The organism is Streptomyces sp. LUP47B (assembly GCF_001746295.1).
In the GTDB taxonomy this organism is placed as follows: Bacteria; Actinomycetota; Actinomycetes; order Streptomycetales; family Streptomycetaceae; genus Streptomyces.
On record NZ_MJAH01000009.1, the window covers coordinates 304593 to 319358 of the forward strand.

15 protein-coding genes are annotated in these 14766 nt (G+C 72.2%); 13 read left to right on the forward strand and 2 right to left on the reverse strand.

Annotation, left to right across the window (positions count from 1 at the left end):
- The first annotated feature begins 426 nt into the window (after positions 1-426).
- From BFN33_RS27700 to BFN33_RS53270, 6 genes are all read left to right on the forward strand, one after another.
- Positions 427-1863: an NAD(P)H-hydrate dehydratase gene (locus tag BFN33_RS27700; protein ID WP_079141037.1), complete on the forward strand. Its 1437-nt coding sequence runs from the start codon at positions 427-429 to the stop codon at positions 1861-1863.
- A 130-nt stretch (positions 1864-1993) separates the two neighbouring features.
- The gene (locus tag BFN33_RS27705) at positions 1994-2614 is read left to right on the forward strand and encodes a M23 family metallopeptidase (RefSeq protein ID WP_069762844.1); all 621 of its coding nucleotides are present in this window, start codon (positions 1994-1996) and stop codon (positions 2612-2614) included.
- A gap of 76 nt (positions 2615-2690) precedes the next feature.
- A complete protein-coding gene (gene alr, locus BFN33_RS27710; protein ID WP_069762845.1) occupies positions 2691-3860 on the forward strand; it encodes an alanine racemase in 1170 nt (389 codons plus the stop codon).
- Positions 3861-3932: 72 nt separating this feature from the next.
- Entirely contained in the window at positions 3933-5183 is a 1251-nt protein-coding gene (locus BFN33_RS27715) for an alpha/beta fold hydrolase (RefSeq protein ID WP_069762846.1), read from the forward strand.
- On the forward strand, positions 5158-5661 hold the full coding sequence (gene tsaE, locus BFN33_RS27720; protein WP_069762847.1) for a tRNA (adenosine(37)-N6)-threonylcarbamoyltransferase complex ATPase subunit type 1 TsaE: 504 nt from the start codon (positions 5158-5160) through the stop codon (positions 5659-5661). Before BFN33_RS27715 ends, tsaE begins: the two co-directional genes overlap by 26 nt.
- A 153-nt stretch (positions 5662-5814) precedes the next feature.
- The gene (locus BFN33_RS53270) at positions 5815-5985 is read left to right on the forward strand and encodes a hypothetical protein (protein ID WP_176742483.1); all 171 of its coding nucleotides are present in this window, start codon (positions 5815-5817) and stop codon (positions 5983-5985) included.
- A gap of 6 nt (positions 5986-5991) precedes the next feature.
- On the opposite strand, the gene BFN33_RS27725 is transcribed toward BFN33_RS53270, so the two are convergent.
- A complete protein-coding gene (locus BFN33_RS27725; RefSeq protein WP_069762848.1) occupies positions 5992-6555 on the reverse strand; it encodes a hypothetical protein in 564 nt (187 codons plus the stop codon).
- Between the two features lie 179 nt (positions 6556-6734).
- Here BFN33_RS27725 and tsaB point away from each other — a divergent pair, with 179 nt between their 5' ends.
- The 5 genes from tsaB (at position 6735) to BFN33_RS53275 (ending at position 9555) form a co-directional block, all read left to right on the forward strand.
- The gene (tsaB, locus tag BFN33_RS27730; RefSeq protein ID WP_069762849.1) at positions 6735-7391 is read left to right on the forward strand and encodes a tRNA (adenosine(37)-N6)-threonylcarbamoyltransferase complex dimerization subunit type 1 TsaB; all 657 of its coding nucleotides are present in this window, start codon (positions 6735-6737) and stop codon (positions 7389-7391) included.
- Entirely contained in the window at positions 7388-7918 is a 531-nt protein-coding gene (gene rimI / locus BFN33_RS27735; RefSeq protein ID WP_069762850.1) for a ribosomal protein S18-alanine N-acetyltransferase, read from the forward strand. Before tsaB ends, rimI begins: the two co-directional genes overlap by 4 nt.
- Positions 7911-8996 carry a tRNA (adenosine(37)-N6)-threonylcarbamoyltransferase complex transferase subunit TsaD gene (gene tsaD, locus BFN33_RS27740; protein ID WP_069762851.1) on the forward strand — a complete coding sequence of 362 codons (1086 nt, stop codon included), beginning with the start codon at positions 7911-7913 and terminating at the stop codon, positions 8994-8996. Before rimI ends, tsaD begins: the two co-directional genes overlap by 8 nt.
- A complete protein-coding gene (locus BFN33_RS27745) occupies positions 8993-9250 on the forward strand; it encodes a hypothetical protein (protein ID WP_069762852.1) in 258 nt (85 codons plus the stop codon). The genes tsaD and BFN33_RS27745 overlap by 4 nt, the downstream gene beginning before the upstream one ends.
- 164 nt (positions 9251-9414) lie before the next feature.
- The gene (locus BFN33_RS53275) at positions 9415-9555 is read left to right on the forward strand and encodes a hypothetical protein (protein ID WP_176742471.1); all 141 of its coding nucleotides are present in this window, start codon (positions 9415-9417) and stop codon (positions 9553-9555) included.
- 249 nt (positions 9556-9804) lie between these two features.
- Here the strand turns inward: BFN33_RS53275 and BFN33_RS27750 are convergent, their stop codons facing one another.
- Complete coding sequence (locus BFN33_RS27750) at positions 9805-12117, reverse strand: glycoside hydrolase family 3 N-terminal domain-containing protein (RefSeq protein ID WP_069762853.1); 2313 nt, start codon at positions 12115-12117, stop codon at positions 9805-9807.
- A gap of 129 nt (positions 12118-12246) precedes the next feature.
- On the opposite strand from BFN33_RS27750, the gene BFN33_RS27755 reads away from it, so the two are divergent.
- Both BFN33_RS27755 and BFN33_RS27760 read left to right on the forward strand, forming a co-directional pair.
- The gene (locus BFN33_RS27755) at positions 12247-13317 is read left to right on the forward strand and encodes a LacI family DNA-binding transcriptional regulator (RefSeq protein WP_069762854.1); all 1071 of its coding nucleotides are present in this window, start codon (positions 12247-12249) and stop codon (positions 13315-13317) included.
- An 82-nt stretch (positions 13318-13399) separates the two neighbouring features.
- The gene (locus BFN33_RS27760) at positions 13400-14743 is read left to right on the forward strand and encodes an endo-1,4-beta-xylanase (protein ID WP_069762855.1); all 1344 of its coding nucleotides are present in this window, start codon (positions 13400-13402) and stop codon (positions 14741-14743) included.
- Positions 14744-14766 lie beyond the last annotated feature (23 nt).

Below are 14766 nucleotides of genomic sequence, written 5' to 3' on the forward strand. Positions count from 1 at the left end.
TGGGCATATGCCAGAAAATGCCCGATCGTGCCTGGTAAGCGCTTCCTCCGCGCCTGCGGAACGGTATCAAATTTGGCTGGAAGTGACCGGCTCGGATCGATGGATGAATGTCCGACCTGGGAGGTCGTGCACTTCTGGACATCCAAGCGGTGAGCCTGCTGGCCGGGAATTGATCATTCCCCTCTCTCGCGGAGGGGGAAGATGAGTATTTGTCATGTTATCCGGGCGTGGAGAGCGGTAAAGGGGTAGGACCGATTCCGGCTCGTATGCGGAAACGGGTTCGGGGCATGGCAAGCCGAACGGGCGGGACGCACTCGTAGCCGTCGCATGGAACAGCAGTGACGGGGTGACCACGGCGAGACGCCAATGGGCGGACCGTTTGCGCCCCTTCGCGCTTCACGGCAGCGCTGCGGCAGACTCGATCACATGCGTACTGCGTACAGCGTGGAAACGGTCAGGACGGCCGAGCGGGAGTTGATGGCTCGGCTGCCGGAGGGCGCGCTCATGCAGCGGGCCGCGGCTGGGCTCGCCGCCGCCTGCGCGGACCTGCTGGGGCGGGTGTACGGCCGTCGGGTCGTGCTGCTCGTCGGCAGTGGGGACAACGGCGGCGACGCCCTCTACGCGGGCGCGCGGCTCGCGAGGCGCGGGGCCGGTGTCACCGCCGTCCTGCTCGCGCCCGAGCGGGCCCATGCCGGGGGGCTCGCGGCGCTGCGGCGGGCGGGAGGCCGGACGGTGGCTCCGGGTGGCGCCGAGGAACTCGTCGAGCGGGCCGACCTCGTCCTCGACGGGATCGTCGGGATCGGCGGCAAGGGCGGGCTGCGGCCCGACGCGGCCCGGCTGGCCGAGGTCGCCGAGCGGTCCCGCGCCGCCGTCGTCGCCGTCGACCTGCCGAGCGGGGTGGACGCGGACACGGGTCAGGTGACCGGGGCAGCCGTGCGGGCCGATCTGACCGTCACGTTCGGGACGCACAAGCCCGGCCTGCTGATCGATCCCGCGCGGGAGTACGCCGGGTCGGTGCGGCTCGTCGACATCGGGCTGTCCCTTCCTCCGCGGGCCGAACTGGAAGCCCTCCAACACGCCGATGCACGGCGGCTGCTGCCCGTGCCGACCGGGGAGAGCGACAAGTACCGGCGAGGGGTCGTCGGGATCGCCGCCGGGTCCGCGCGGTATCCGGGGGCCGCCGTGCTCGCCGTGTACGGGGCGCTGCGGGGCGGCGCCGGGGCCGTGCGGTACGTCGGGCCCGCCGGGGACGCCGTGATCGCCCGCTTCCCCGAGACGCTCGTCTCCGATCGGGGGCCCAAGCACGCCGGACGCGTGCAGGCATGGGTCGTCGGGCCGGGGGCCGGGGACGACGCCTCTGCCGTCGGAGAGGTGCTGGCGTCCGACGTGCCGGTCCTCATCGACGCGGACGGACTGCGGCTCGCCGACCGGGACGCCGTACGCGCGCGTACCGCGCCGACCCTCATGACCCCGCACGCCGGAGAGGCCGCCGCGCTCCTCGGGGTGCCGCGCGAGGAGGTGGAGGGGGCCCGGCTGGCGTCGGCGCGGGAACTCGCCGGGCGCTACGACGCGACCGTGCTGCTCAAGGGCTCGACCACGCTCGTCGCCGACGCCGGGTCCGTACGCGTGAACCCGACCGGGACGGCGTGGCTGGCCACCGCCGGCAGCGGGGACGTCCTGTCCGGTCTCGCCGGGTCCCTGCTGGCGTCCGGGCTGAGCGCCCTGGACGCCGGCAGCGTGGGTGCGTATCTGCACGGGCTGGCCGGGCGGTTCGCGGCGGACGGGGCACCGGTGGGGGCGCACGACGTGGCCGAGGCCGTACCGGCGGCCTGGCGGGACGTGAGGGATGTGACGGACGCCTGACCGCGGATCAGCAGGCGTACGGGTGACGGAAAGCCAGTATACCGACGCGTAACCGCGAACTACTACCTGATGGGACCAATACCGGTCGGCCGAATATGCGGAGCTGAAAGGGCGATGTTTCGCTGGCCGCATGGATGAGCCAAATATACGAGGCACCACCCGGCGCGAGTTGCTGGGCGGAGCGGCAGTCGTTCTGGGGAGTCCCGTTCTCGGTTTCCGCGAGGACACCCCGGAACCGGCGGAGCACGAGCCCGACGGGAACTGCGGCAGCGACTACGACGCGGAATTCGAGGAGCTGTTCGAGGCCGCCGAGGACGTCGAGATCGACGACCGCTCCCTCGCCGCCAAGTGGTGCCGACCCATTCGAAAACGGGCCAGGGTGACGATGCGTTACCGGGTGCGGGGAAACTGGCAGGTCGGCTACCACACCGGAGTGGATCTTGCCGTGCCGAAGGGAACCCCGGTCTACGCGGTGGGCACCGGCGTCGTCGTCCTGGCCAGTTGGTCGGGGTCGTACGGAAAGGCCGTGACGATCAAGATGAGCGATTCCCGCTATGTGCTCTACGCCCATCTCTCGCGGATCTCGGTCGCGCGCGGTGCCAAGGTCAAGGCCGGCACCCGCATAGGCAGCAGCGGCGCCACCGGGCGCGCCACCGGCCCTCATCTGCACTTCGAGGTCCGCTCCCGCCGCCCGTACGGCTCGGACATCGACCCGGTGAAATACCTGGCCCGGCACGGTCTGAGCCTCTGACACGCGTGCGCGTGCGCGTCCCTGGGGGGACGCGCTCATCGGCGGTGTCAGTCGCCTCTGAGACACTGGGGGCGCCATGAACGAGACAGCAACTGCCCCGACCGCACCACTGCGCGCCCGTGCCGAGATCGACCTCGCCGCGCTGCGGGCCAACGTGCGGGCCCTGCGCGCCCACGCGCCGGGAGCCGCCGTCATGGCCGTGGTCAAGTCCGACGCGTACGGCCACGGCGCGGTGCCGTGCGCCCGCGCCGCGGTCGAGGCGGGCGCGCGCTGGCTCGGGACCGCCACACCGGAGGAGGCCCTCGCGCTGCGGAAGGCGGGACTGCCGGGGCGGATCATGTGCTGGCTGTGGACGCCCGGCGGCCCCTGGCGGGAGGCGATCGAGGCCGACCTCGACGTGTCCGTCGGCGGGACGTGGGCGCTGCGGGAGCTCGTCGCCGCGGCCCGCGAGGCCGGCCTTCCCGCGCGCGTGCAGCTCAAGGCCGACACCGGCCTCGGGCGGGGCGGCTGCCAGCCGGGCGAGGACTGGGCCGAGCTGGTCGCCGAGGCCCTGCGCGCCCAGTCCGAAGGCCTCCTGCGCGTCACCGGCCTCTGGTCGCACTTCGCCTGCGCCGACGAGCCGGGGCATCCCTCCATCGCCGCCCAGCTCACCCGCTTCCGGGAGATGCTGGCGTACGCCGAGGGACAGGGCGTGCGCCCAGAGGTGCGGCACATCGCCAACTCACCCGCCACGCTCACGCTTCCGGAGAGCCATTTCGACCTCGTCCGGACCGGGATCGCGCTCTACGGCATCTCGCCCAGCCCCGAGCTCGGCGTCCCCGCCGACTTCGGACTGCGTCCGGTGATGACGCTGTCGGCGTCGCTCGCGCTGGTCAAGCATGTTCCGGGCGGCCATGGCGTCAGTTACGGCCATCACTACGTCACCCCGGGCGCCACGACCCTCGGCCTGGTGCCCGTCGGATACGCAGACGGGATCCCGCGGCACGCCTCCGGCGCCGGACCGGTGCTGGTCGACGGCAAGTGGCGCACGGTCGCCGGACGGATCGCCATGGACCAGTTCGTCGTCGATCTCGGCGGCGACGAGCCCGCCACCGGCACCCGGGCCGTCCTCTTCGGTCCCGGCGACCGGGGCGAGCCCACCGCCGAGGACTGGGCGCAGGCCGCGGGCACCATCGCGTACGAAATCGTGACCCGCATCGGAACGCGCGTTCCCCGCGTCTATGTGAATGAGGAACAAGCGGGGTAACCGCACAGTGCGCGCAAGAACAACGAGTCCCGTCACACCGGTATCACCCGACCCAGCGAACAGGAGCGGAACGTGAGCGAGAGCAGTGCGGAGGCCGTCGTCGACGCCGCCGCTTCGGTGGCCCTCGCCTCCGCGACGGGGGCGGGCGCCGGCTGGCGCCGGGCGACCGGCATCGCCGGCGCCGCGATAGGCGTGATCGCCGCGGGCGCCGCGGCCGGTGTGGCCGTCGAGCGGCTCACCGTCGGGCGCGGGATGCGGCAGAAGGCACGGCTCGCCCTCGACTCCACCGGACCGTACGGCTCGCTGCGCGGCACCCCCGGCAAGGCGCAGGCCGACGACGGCACCGAGCTGTACTACGAGGTCGACGACGTCGACCCGGAAGCCGCGCCCGCCCTGTCGCCGCGCCGGCGCCGGCTCTTCGGACGCAAGGCCCCCGCTCCCGTCACCGTCGTCTTCAGCCACGGCTACTGCCTCAGCCAGGACTCCTGGCACTTCCAGCGCGCCGCGCTCAGGGGCGTCGTACGGACCGTGCACTGGGACCAGCGCAGCCACGGACGGTCCGGGCGGGGCGCGCGGCAGGTGAATGACGGGGTGCCGGTCGACATCGAGCAGCTCGGGCGCGACCTGAAAGCCGTCATCGACGCGACCGTCCCCGAGGGTCAGATCGTGCTCGTCGGCCACTCCATGGGCGGCATGACCATCATGGCGCTGGCCGACCAGTACCCCGAGCTGATCCGCGACCGGGTGGTGGCGGTGGCCCTGGTCGGCACGTCGTCCGGACGGCTCGGCGAGGTCAACTTCGGGCTGCCCGTCGCCGGCGTCAACGTCGTACGGCGGGTGCTGCCGGGCGTCCTCAAGGCGCTGGGGCAGCGGGCCGACCTGGTGGAGAAGGGGCGGCGGGCCACCGCCGACCTGTTCGCCGGGATCATCAAGCGCTACTCCTTCGCGTCCCGGGACGTCGACCCGGCCGTCGTCCGGTTCGCCGAGCGGATGATCGAGGGCACCCCGATCGACGTGGTCGCCGAGTACTACCCGGCGTTCGACAACCACGACAAGACCGCCGCCCTCGCCCACTTCGCGGACAAGCCGGTGCTCGTGCTGGCCGGGGTGGGGGACATGGTCACGCCCAGCGAGCACAGCGAGGCGATCGCCTCCCTGCTGCCGGAGGCGGAGCTGGTGCTGGTCCCGGACGCCGGGCACCTGGTCATGCTGGAGCACCCGGAAGTGGTCACCGACCGCCTCGCCGACCTCCTCACCCGCGCGGGCGCGGTGCCCGCAGGGGCTACCGTTGGCGGTTATGGAAGCACCGCGCAACCCGGTTGAGACCGAGCTGACCGTCACCTCCCCCGAGCAGATGCGCGAGCTGGGCCTGAAGCTCGCCAAGCTGCTGCGCGCCGGCGATCTGGTGATGCTCAGCGGAGAGCTCGGCGCGGGCAAGACGACGCTGACCCGGGGTCTCGGCGAGGGACTCGGGGTGCGGGGGGCCGTGACCTCGCCGACCTTCGTGATCGCCCGGGTGCATCCGTCCCTGGGGGACGGTCCGCCGCTCGTCCACGTGGACGCGTACCGCCTGGGCGGTGGGCTCGACGAGATGGAGGACCTCGATCTCGACGTGTCGCTGCCGGAGTCGGTGATCGTCGTGGAGTGGGGCGAGGGCAAGGTCGAGGAACTGACCGACGACCGGCTCCAGGTGCAGATCCACCGCGCGGTCGGTGACACGACCGACGAGGTGCGGCACGTGACGCTGACGCCGGTCGGCGAGCGGTGGACCGCGGCCGACCTCAGCGTGCTCACGGCCTGAGAGCCCGCCGCACCCTCCTGCGGCCGTTTCTGTGAACGTTCCGACAAACCGTCGGCAAGATGTTGCGTCGGCCGTCTTGTGCGTGGTCACATGGTACCCAGCTCGTAGTTAGGTGTACCTAACTACGCCGCCCCCGAACTTCAGGAGGCGTCCATGTCGGCCACCGAGAACCGGCCCTCCCACCAGCCGTACGTGCTCGTCGGCGGTGTGTCCATGCGTGATCTGCTGGCGTCCTGTGCGGCGGCGGAGGCCGTCTCGACACCGCCGCGGATGCCCGACCCGGAGACCGTGCGGGCGGTCGCGGAGCGTCCGAAAGCGGCCTGAGCGGGCTCAGGGGATCACCGCGACCGTCGCGCCGATCGTCGCGAAGGTCCACATCGCGTCGCCGTCCGCACGGGACTCCCGGATGCCGCCCGTGCGCACGGTGGTCGTGGTGGAGTCGGCGGGAGGCGTCGCGTTCCGCACGGCCGCGCTGAAGCCGATCGCCACGCCGTCGACGCTGGTGAAGCGGACCACGTGTTCGATGGGGGTGCCGTCGGATCCGGTCACGGCGTTGGAGCGGGAGGTGACCGCGTAGACGCCGGGGGCCGGGGCGATGTTGCCCGGAGTGACCTCGAAGGTGCGGATCACCTTGTCGCCGAGACCGACCAGCCAGACGCGGTGGCCCCTCAGGGAGTACACGACGCGGGCGCCCGTGCCGGAGCCCGGCGGCAGCAGGGTGGCGTTCCTCTTTCCCCCCGGGCCCTTCGAGGTGGTGATCGCCGGGGTGCCGTTCGTGCGGGCCTTGGTGAGGTGGGCCGGGGCCGTCGCGTAGGCCTGGTAGCCGAGGAAGCCGACCGTTGCGAGGGCCGCTGCGGTGAGGGCGGTTACGAAGCCTGCGCTGCTGGGTGCCACCGGTTACCTCTTGAGTATTTAGTCCTAATTTGTGGTGACGGTAGCAGGTCGCCGGGCCCGTACGGCGCCGCTGCGGCCGCTCCCGTCCGCGCGCCAGAACCGCATGTCGGTACCGCCCCGGACCCGTCCCTGTGCGGCCTGCGGCCGCCTCGGGCTCCCCGGAGCCGTAGGCTGTTTGCGTGCTCTTGCTCGCTCTGGATACCGCCACCCCCGCCGTGACCGCCGCCCTGCACGACGGGCGTGACGTCGTCGCCTCGTTCAGCCAGGTGGACGCGCGTCGGCACGGGGAGCTGTTGTTGCCGGCCGTCGACCGGGTGCTCGCGGACGCGGGGGTGAAGCTGGACGCGGTCACCGGGATCGTCGTCGGGACCGGACCCGGGCCCTACACCGGGCTGCGCGTCGGGCTCATGACCGCCGACACCTTCGGGCTCGCCCTCGGGGTCCCCGTGCACGGGATGTGCACCCTGGACGGGCTCGCGTACGCGGCCGACCCCGGCGAGGGGCCCTTCGTCGTGGCGACCGACGCGCGGCGCAAGGAGGTGTACTGGGCGCGGTACGAGAACTCCCGTACCCGGACCGGTGAACCCGCCGTCGACCGGCCCGCCGACATCGCCGAGCAGGTCCAGGGCCTGCCCGCCGTCGGCGCCGGGGCGCTGCTCTACCCCGACACCTTCCCCGACGCCCGCGAGCCCGAGTACGTCTCCGCCGCCGCCCTCGCCTCCCTGGCCGCCGAGCGGATCCGGGCCGGGGAGGAACTGCCCGCGCCGCGGCCGCTGTATCTGCGGCGGCCCGACGCCCAGGTTCCCAAGAACTACAAGGTGGTCACCCCCAAGTGACCACACCCGAGATTCCCGTTCTCCGCGAGATGCGCTGGTGGGACATCGATTCCGTCCTGGAACTGGAGAAGGACCTCTTCCCGGAGGACGCCTGGTCCCGGGGCATGTTCTGGTCCGAGCTCGCGCACTCCCGCGGACCCGAGGCCACCCGGCGGTACGTGGTGGCCGAGGAGGGGGAGCGGCTCGTCGGATACGCCGGACTAGCCTCCGCCGGCGAGCTTGCCGACGTCCAGACGATCGCCGTCGCCCGTGACCACTGGGGCACCGGACTCGGCTCGGTGCTGCTGGCCGAGCTGCTGCGGGCCGCGACCGCCTTCGAGTGCGCCGAAGTGATGCTGGAGTGCCGGATCGACAACGTCCGCGCCCAGAAGCTCTACGAGCGCTTCGGCTTCGAGGCCATCGGGTTCCGCCGCGGCTACTACCAGCCGGGCAATGTGGACGCCCTGGTCATGCGACTGACCACAGCATCCGACAGCGGCTCCGCCGCGGTGTCGACATCCGAACGAGGAACCGAGATCAATGGCTGACGAACCTCTGGTCCTGGGCATCGAGACCTCCTGTGACGAGACCGGCGTCGGCATCGTCCGGGGAACCACCCTGCTGGCCGACGCCATCGCGTCCAGCGTCGACGAGCACGCCCGGTTCGGCGGTGTGGTGCCGGAGGTGGCCAGCAGGGCACACCTCGAGGCGATGGTGCCGACCATCGAGCGCGCCCTGAAGGAAGCCGGGGTGAGCGCGCGTGACCTGGACGGGATCGCCGTCACCGCCGGTCCCGGACTCGCCGGCGCGCTGCTCGTCGGGGTCTCCGCGGCGAAGGCGTACGCCTACGCCCTCGGCAAGCCCCTCTACGGCGTCAACCACCTCGCCTCCCACATCTGCGTGGACCAGCTGGAGCACGGTGCGCTGCCCGAGCCGACGATGGCGCTGCTCGTCTCCGGCGGGCACTCCTCGCTGCTGCTGTCGAGCGACATCACCTCCGACGTACGGCCGATGGGCGCGACCATCGACGACGCGGCCGGCGAGGCCTTCGACAAGATCGCCCGGGTGCTGAACCTGGGCTTCCCCGGCGGCCCGGTCATCGACCGGTACGCGCGCGAGGGCGACCCGTCGGCGATCGCGTTCCCGCGCGGTCTGACCGGGCCGCGCGACCCGGCGTACGACTTCTCCTTCTCCGGCCTCAAGACGGCGGTCGCCCGCTGGATCGAGGCGAAGCGGGCCGCGGGCGAGGAGGTGCCGGTGCGTGACGTGGCGGCCTCCTTCCAGGAGGCGGTGGTGGACGTGCTGACCCGCAAGGCCGTGCGGGCCTGCAAGGACCAGGGCGTCGACCACCTGATGATCGGCGGCGGTGTGGCCGCCAACTCCCGGCTGCGGGTCCTCGCCCAGGAGCGCTGCGAGGCCGCCGGGATCCGGCTGCGGGTACCGCGGCCCAAGCTGTGCACGGACAACGGCGCGATGGTCGCCGCGCTCGGCGCCGAGATGGTCGCCCGTAACCGCCCCGCCTCCAGCTGGGACCTCTCCGCCGACTCCTCCCTCCCGGTGACCGACCCCCATGTGCCGGGTCACGACCATGTGCACGAGGTCAGCAAGGAGAACCTCTACTCGTGACGGTCACGCTGATGTGGGAGGCCCGGGCGGCCGAGGGCCGGGGCGAGGATCTGCTCGCCTGGGCCCGCCGACAGGAGCTTCCCCTACGGCCGTTGCGGCGCGAGACCTTCCGGGCACCGCAGGACCGCGTCCTGGTCGTCACGTGGTGGGAGGCGGCCTACGACGCCCAGCTCCCCGAACTCCCCGAGCCCGACGGCGGGTTGGTGACCCGGCCGGTGCACCGGTGGCGGTTCGAGTCGTTGGGCGCGGACTGAGCTCGGTTCGTCCGGCAACGCGGCCGACGGTCCGGGTCCCACTGCGGTGAGCGGTCCATGACGTCCGGTTCCCCGAACTCCCCGACATCGACGACGGGTTGGTGACCCGGCCGGTGCACCGGTGGCGGTTCGAGTCGTTGGGCGTGGACTGAGCTCAGTCCATCTTGCAACGCAGTCGACGGTCGGGGCCCCACTGCGGTGACGCGGCCCACGACGCCCAGCTCACCGAACTCCCGGACATCGAGGGCGGTTTGGTCGCCCGGCCGGTGCACCGGTGGCGGTTCGAGTCGTTGGGCGTGGACTGAGCTCAGTCCATCTTGCAACGCAGTCGACGGTCCGGGCCCCACTGCGGTGACGCGGTCCATGACGCCCAGCTCACCGAACTCTCCGAGCCCGGGAACGGGTTGGTCGGAGGCGCTCCGTCGGCGACACCTCCGTCTCGCGGCGCGCAGCCGACGGGCCGGGCCCAATGCAGCCATGACGCGGCCTACGACGCCCGGCTTCCCGAACTCCCTGAGGCCGACGGCGGTTCGAGTCGCTGGGCGTGGGCCGAGTTACTCCGTCTGCGACACCTCCGTCTCGCAGCGCAGGCGGCGGTTCGGGCCCAACTCCCGTAGCGGGCCCGTGAGGCGCAGCGGCGCCGAGTGGCGGACCTCCGCGCTCGACGCCGCCAGCCGCAGTTCCAGGTCGCCCGGTTCGACGACGCGGCGGCCCGTGCGGTCGGTGAACGCCGACAGTTCGGCGTGGAAGCGGAAGGTCACGCGACGGGACTCGCCCGGCTCCAGCTCCAGCCGCCGATAGCCGATCAGGCGGACGTCCGGGCGGGTCACCGAGGCGACCGGGTCGTGCAGATACAGCTGGACGACCTCGGCGCCCGCTCGGTCCCCCGCGTTGCGCACGGTCAACGACACGTCGTGGGTGCCGTCCGTGCCGATCTCCTCCCGTGCCCCGCCGCCCGTGAAGTCCTCCCACACGAACTCCGTGTAGGAGCGCCCGTGTCCGAAGGCGTACAGCGGGGTCGGGTCCAGGTTGCTGACCTCGCCCGCGAGGCCGAGCGGCGGCTGGAGGTAGGTCCACGGCTGGCCGCCGGGCACTTGCGGGACGCTCACCGGGAGGCGGCCCGAGGGGTTGACCCGGCCCGACAGCACTCCGGCGACGGCCGGGCCGCCCTCCTCGCCGGGGAAGAACGCCTGGACGACCGCGCCGAGCCGGCCCTGCCAGCGGCCGAGCGCGTAGGGGCGGCCGGTCAGCAGGACCAGCACGACCGGGACACCGGTCGCGACCAGCGAGTCCAGCAACTCTCCCTGGACCCCCGGCAGGCGCAGGTCCGTCACGTCGCAGCCCTCGCCCGAGGTGCCCCGGCCGAAGAGGCCCGCCCGGTCGCCGAGCACCGCTACGCAGACGTCCGCCTCCGCCGTCCGGGCCACCGCCTCCTCGAAACCCCCGGTGTCCGGCTCGTCGACCCCGCAGCCCTCGGTGAATGTCACCTTGGCGTCGGGGAGTTCGGAGCGCAGCGCCTCCAGGACCGTGGGGATCCCGATGCCCATCGGGACGTCGGGGTGGTGGGTGAGGACGTGGGAGGGGAAGGAGTAGCAGCCCAGCATGGCGAGGGCGTCGGCGGCACGGGGGCCGACGACCGCGATCCGGGTGTCGGGCGCCAGCGGGAGCAGGCCGTCCGGGTTGTCCAGGAGCACCACCGACTCCTCGGCGAGGCGGCGGGCCAGGGTGCGGTTCGCCGTCGAGTCCAGGTCGATCCGCTCGGCGGGTTCCGGGTTCCAGTCCTCGTCCAGGAGGCCCAGCTCGCACTTCTGGAGCAGGACCCGGCGGGCCGCCCGGTCGATCAGCGACTCGGGGACCTCGCCCGCGAGGACGGCCTCGATCAGCGGGGTGCCGTAGCACTTGAGGGTGGGCAGTTCGACGTCGAGGCCCGCCGCGAGGGCCGCGTGGGCCGCCCCCGCCTCGGTGCCGGCGATCCGGTGCTGGGTCTGGAGGAAGCCGACGCCGAAGTAGTCGGCGACCACCGTGCCGGTGAACCCCCACTCCTCGCGCAGGAGTTCGGTCAGCAGTCCGGGATCGGCGGAGGCCGGGACGCCGTCCGTGTCGGTGTACGCGGCCATCACCGAGCGGGCCCCGCCCTCGCGCAGGGCGAACTCGAAGGGCGGCAGGGTGATGTCGGCGAACTCCCGCACGCCCGCGCGCACGGGCGCGAGGTTGCGGGCGCCGGCCGAGGAGGCGTACCCCGCGAAGTGCTTGAGCGTGGCGACGATCCCCGCCGACTCCAGACCCCGCACGTACGCGGCGCCGATCGTGCCCACCAGGTACGGGTCCTCGCCGATCGTCTCCTCGACCCGTCCCCAGCGCGGGTCGCGGACGACGTCCAGAACGGGGGCCAGACCCTGGTGGACACCGACCGCGCGCAGGTCGCGGCCGATGGCACCGGCCATCTCCTCGACCAGATCGGCGTCCCAGCTCGCGCCCCAGGCGAGCGGGACCGGATAGGCGGTGGCCCGCCAGGTGGTGAAGCCGGCCAGGCACTCCTCGTGGGCCAGCGCCGGGATGCCGAAACGGCCCGCCTCGGCGATACGGCGCTGGGCGCGGGCCAGTGCCTGCGCGCCCAGCGCCGGGTCCACGGGGGCGGTGCCGAAGGGGCGGGTGAGCTGGCCCAGGCCCCGGGTGATCAGCTCGTCCCAGTCGTAGTCGGCGGTCATCTCGCGCTGGAGCGGGGCGACTCCGTCCCCGTCCGTGCTGGCGCCCACCCACACGCCGTAGAGCTGGGCGGTCTTCTCCTGAAGGGTCATCCGGGAGAGGAGGTCGTCGACGCGGGCGGAGGCGGTCAGGGCGGGGTCACGCCAGGGCGCGGTGGTCATGTAACTCCTGTCGGGCTCGACTGTCGGGCCGACCTTCACGAATGTTTCGAAGTGTAATCCGAATGTTTTGGGAACCTAGGGCCGCCGCGAGGGTTCGTCAAGAGGTCGCGCAGGGATACGATCGCCGCCATGACACCCCCGGAGCCCGCAGAAACCCGGACGACTTCCCCGACATCCCCGACGGCGGGACGGTCGCCGCAGACCGCCACGCTCGCCGAGATCGCACGGGAGGCCGGCGTTTCGGCGCCGACAGTTTCGAAGGTCCTCAACGGACGGGCCGACGTCGCTCCCGCGACCCGTGCCCGCGTCGAAGGCCTCCTGCGCGCGCACGGCTACCGGCGCCGGCGCGCCGAGGCGAGCCGTTCGCCCCTGATCGACCTGGTCTTCCACGAACTGGAGAGCGCGTGGGCGATGGAGGTCATCCGGGGCGTGGAGAACGTGGCCCGGGACGCCGGGCTCAGCGTCGTGCTGAGCGAGAGCGCGGGGCGGCTCACCCCCGGGCGCACCTGGGCCGACCAGGTGGCCGCCCGCCGCCCCTACGGCGTGATCCTCGTGCTCTCCGGGCTCGACGAGTCCCAGCGCGCGCTGCTGAACAGCAGGTCGATCCCGTTCGTGGTGATGGACCCGGCGGGCGATCCGGGCGCAGACGTGCCCTCCATCGGCGCGACCAACTGGCAGGGCGGGCTCGCCGCGACCCGGCACCTCGTCGAACTCGGGCACCGCAGGATCGGGGCGATCACCGGCCCCTCCCGCATGATGTGCAGCCGCGCCCGCATCGACGGCTACCGGGCCGCCCTGGAGACCGCGGGGCTGCCCGTCGACCCCGGGCTGATCATGGCCGGCGACTTCCACCACGAGACCGGCTACCGCCAGGGCCTGGCACTCCTGCGCCGCCCCGACCGGCCCACCGCGGTCTTCGCCGGCAACGACCTCCAGGCGCTCGGTCTGTACGAGGCGGCCCGCGAGCTGGGCCTGCGCATCCCGGAGGATCTGAGCGTGGTCGGGTTCGACGACCTTCCGGTGGCGCCCTGGGTTGGGCCGCCGCTGACGACCGTACGGCAGCCGCTGACCGAGATGGCCGAGGCCGCGGCGAAGCTGGTGCTGGACCTGGGGCGGGACGGCGGCAGCCCGGCGGCGACCCGGGTGGAGCTGGCGACGAGCCTGGTGGTGCGCAGCAGTACCGCTGAGGCCGAGGGGTGAGCTATTGACGGGTGGGGTGCCTGCGCCCACACTCCTCCGAAGCCAATCGGTTGCACGACCGAAACTTTCGGAGGCACCCGCAATGAGATCTCTGAGAACCGGCTTATCCCTTGTGTCCCTCCTGAGCGGCCTCGCGCTGCTCGCCCTGGCCCCCACGGCGAGCGCCGCCGACGTCCCCCTGCGCGACCTCGCCGCCGCCAAGGGCAAGGTCATGGGCACGGCCGTCACCGGCTCCAAGCTCACCGGCACCTACGGCGACCTCGCCGGGACGCAGTTCAACTCGCTGACCCCCGGCAACGCCATGAAGTGGGGCTCGGTCGAGCCGACCCGGGGCAACTACAACTGGGCCGAGGCCGACCAGATCGTGAACTTCGCCGAGGCCCACGGCCAGCAGGTGCGCGGCCACACCCTGCTCTGGCACAACCAGAACCCGGGCTGGCTGACGAACGGCACCTGGACCGGGGCCCAGCTCAGCCAGTTGATGAACGACCACATAGCCCTGGAGGTCGGCCGCTACAAGGGCCGCCTCAAGGCCTGGGACGTCGTCAACGAGCCCTTCAACGAGGACGGCACCTACCGCCAGACCCTCTGGTACGACGGCCTCGGCACCGGCTACATCGCCCAGGCCCTCACCGCGGCCCGCGCCGCCGACCCGGCCGCCAGGCTGTACATCAACGACTACAACGTCGAGGGTGTCAACGCGAAGTCCACGGCCCTGTACAACCTGGTCAAGTCACTGAAGGAGCAGGGCGTCCCGATCGACGGGGTCGGGCTCCAGGCCCATCTGATCGTCGGCCAGGTGCCCTCCACCCTCCAGCAGAACATCCAGCGCTTCGCCGACCTCGGAGTCGACGTGACGATCACCGAGCTCGACATCCGGATGACCCTGCCCTCCGACAGCACGAAGCTCACGCAGCAGGCCGCCGACTACAGGGCCGTCATGAACGCGTGCGTGGCGGTCGCCCGCTGCGCCGGCGTCACCGTCTGGGGCTTCACCGACTCCGACTCCTGGATCCCGAGCACCTTCCCGGGGGAGGGCGCGGCGACGCCGTACGACGAGAACTACGCGCCGAAACCGGCGTACTACGCGATCGCGGAGGCGCTCGGCGGCACGACCACGCCGCCGCCGACCGGCGCGTGCAGCGCGGCCTACAGCGTGACCAGTCAGTGGGACACCGGCTTCACGGGACAGGTGAGGATCTCCTGCTCGGGTGCCGCGCTGTCGTCGTGGAAGGTCGCCTGGACGTACGGCGCCGGGCAGCGGATCACCCAGGCCTGGAACGCGACCTGCATCCAGTCGGGGACCGCGGTCAGTTGCTCGAACGCCGCCTACAACGGGACCGTGCCGGACGGCGGTTCGGTGACCTTCGGATTCAACGCCTCGTGGAGCGGCAGCAATCCGCCACCGGCAGTGACGCTGGAATGAGAAGTCTGAGATTTTCCGAAGAA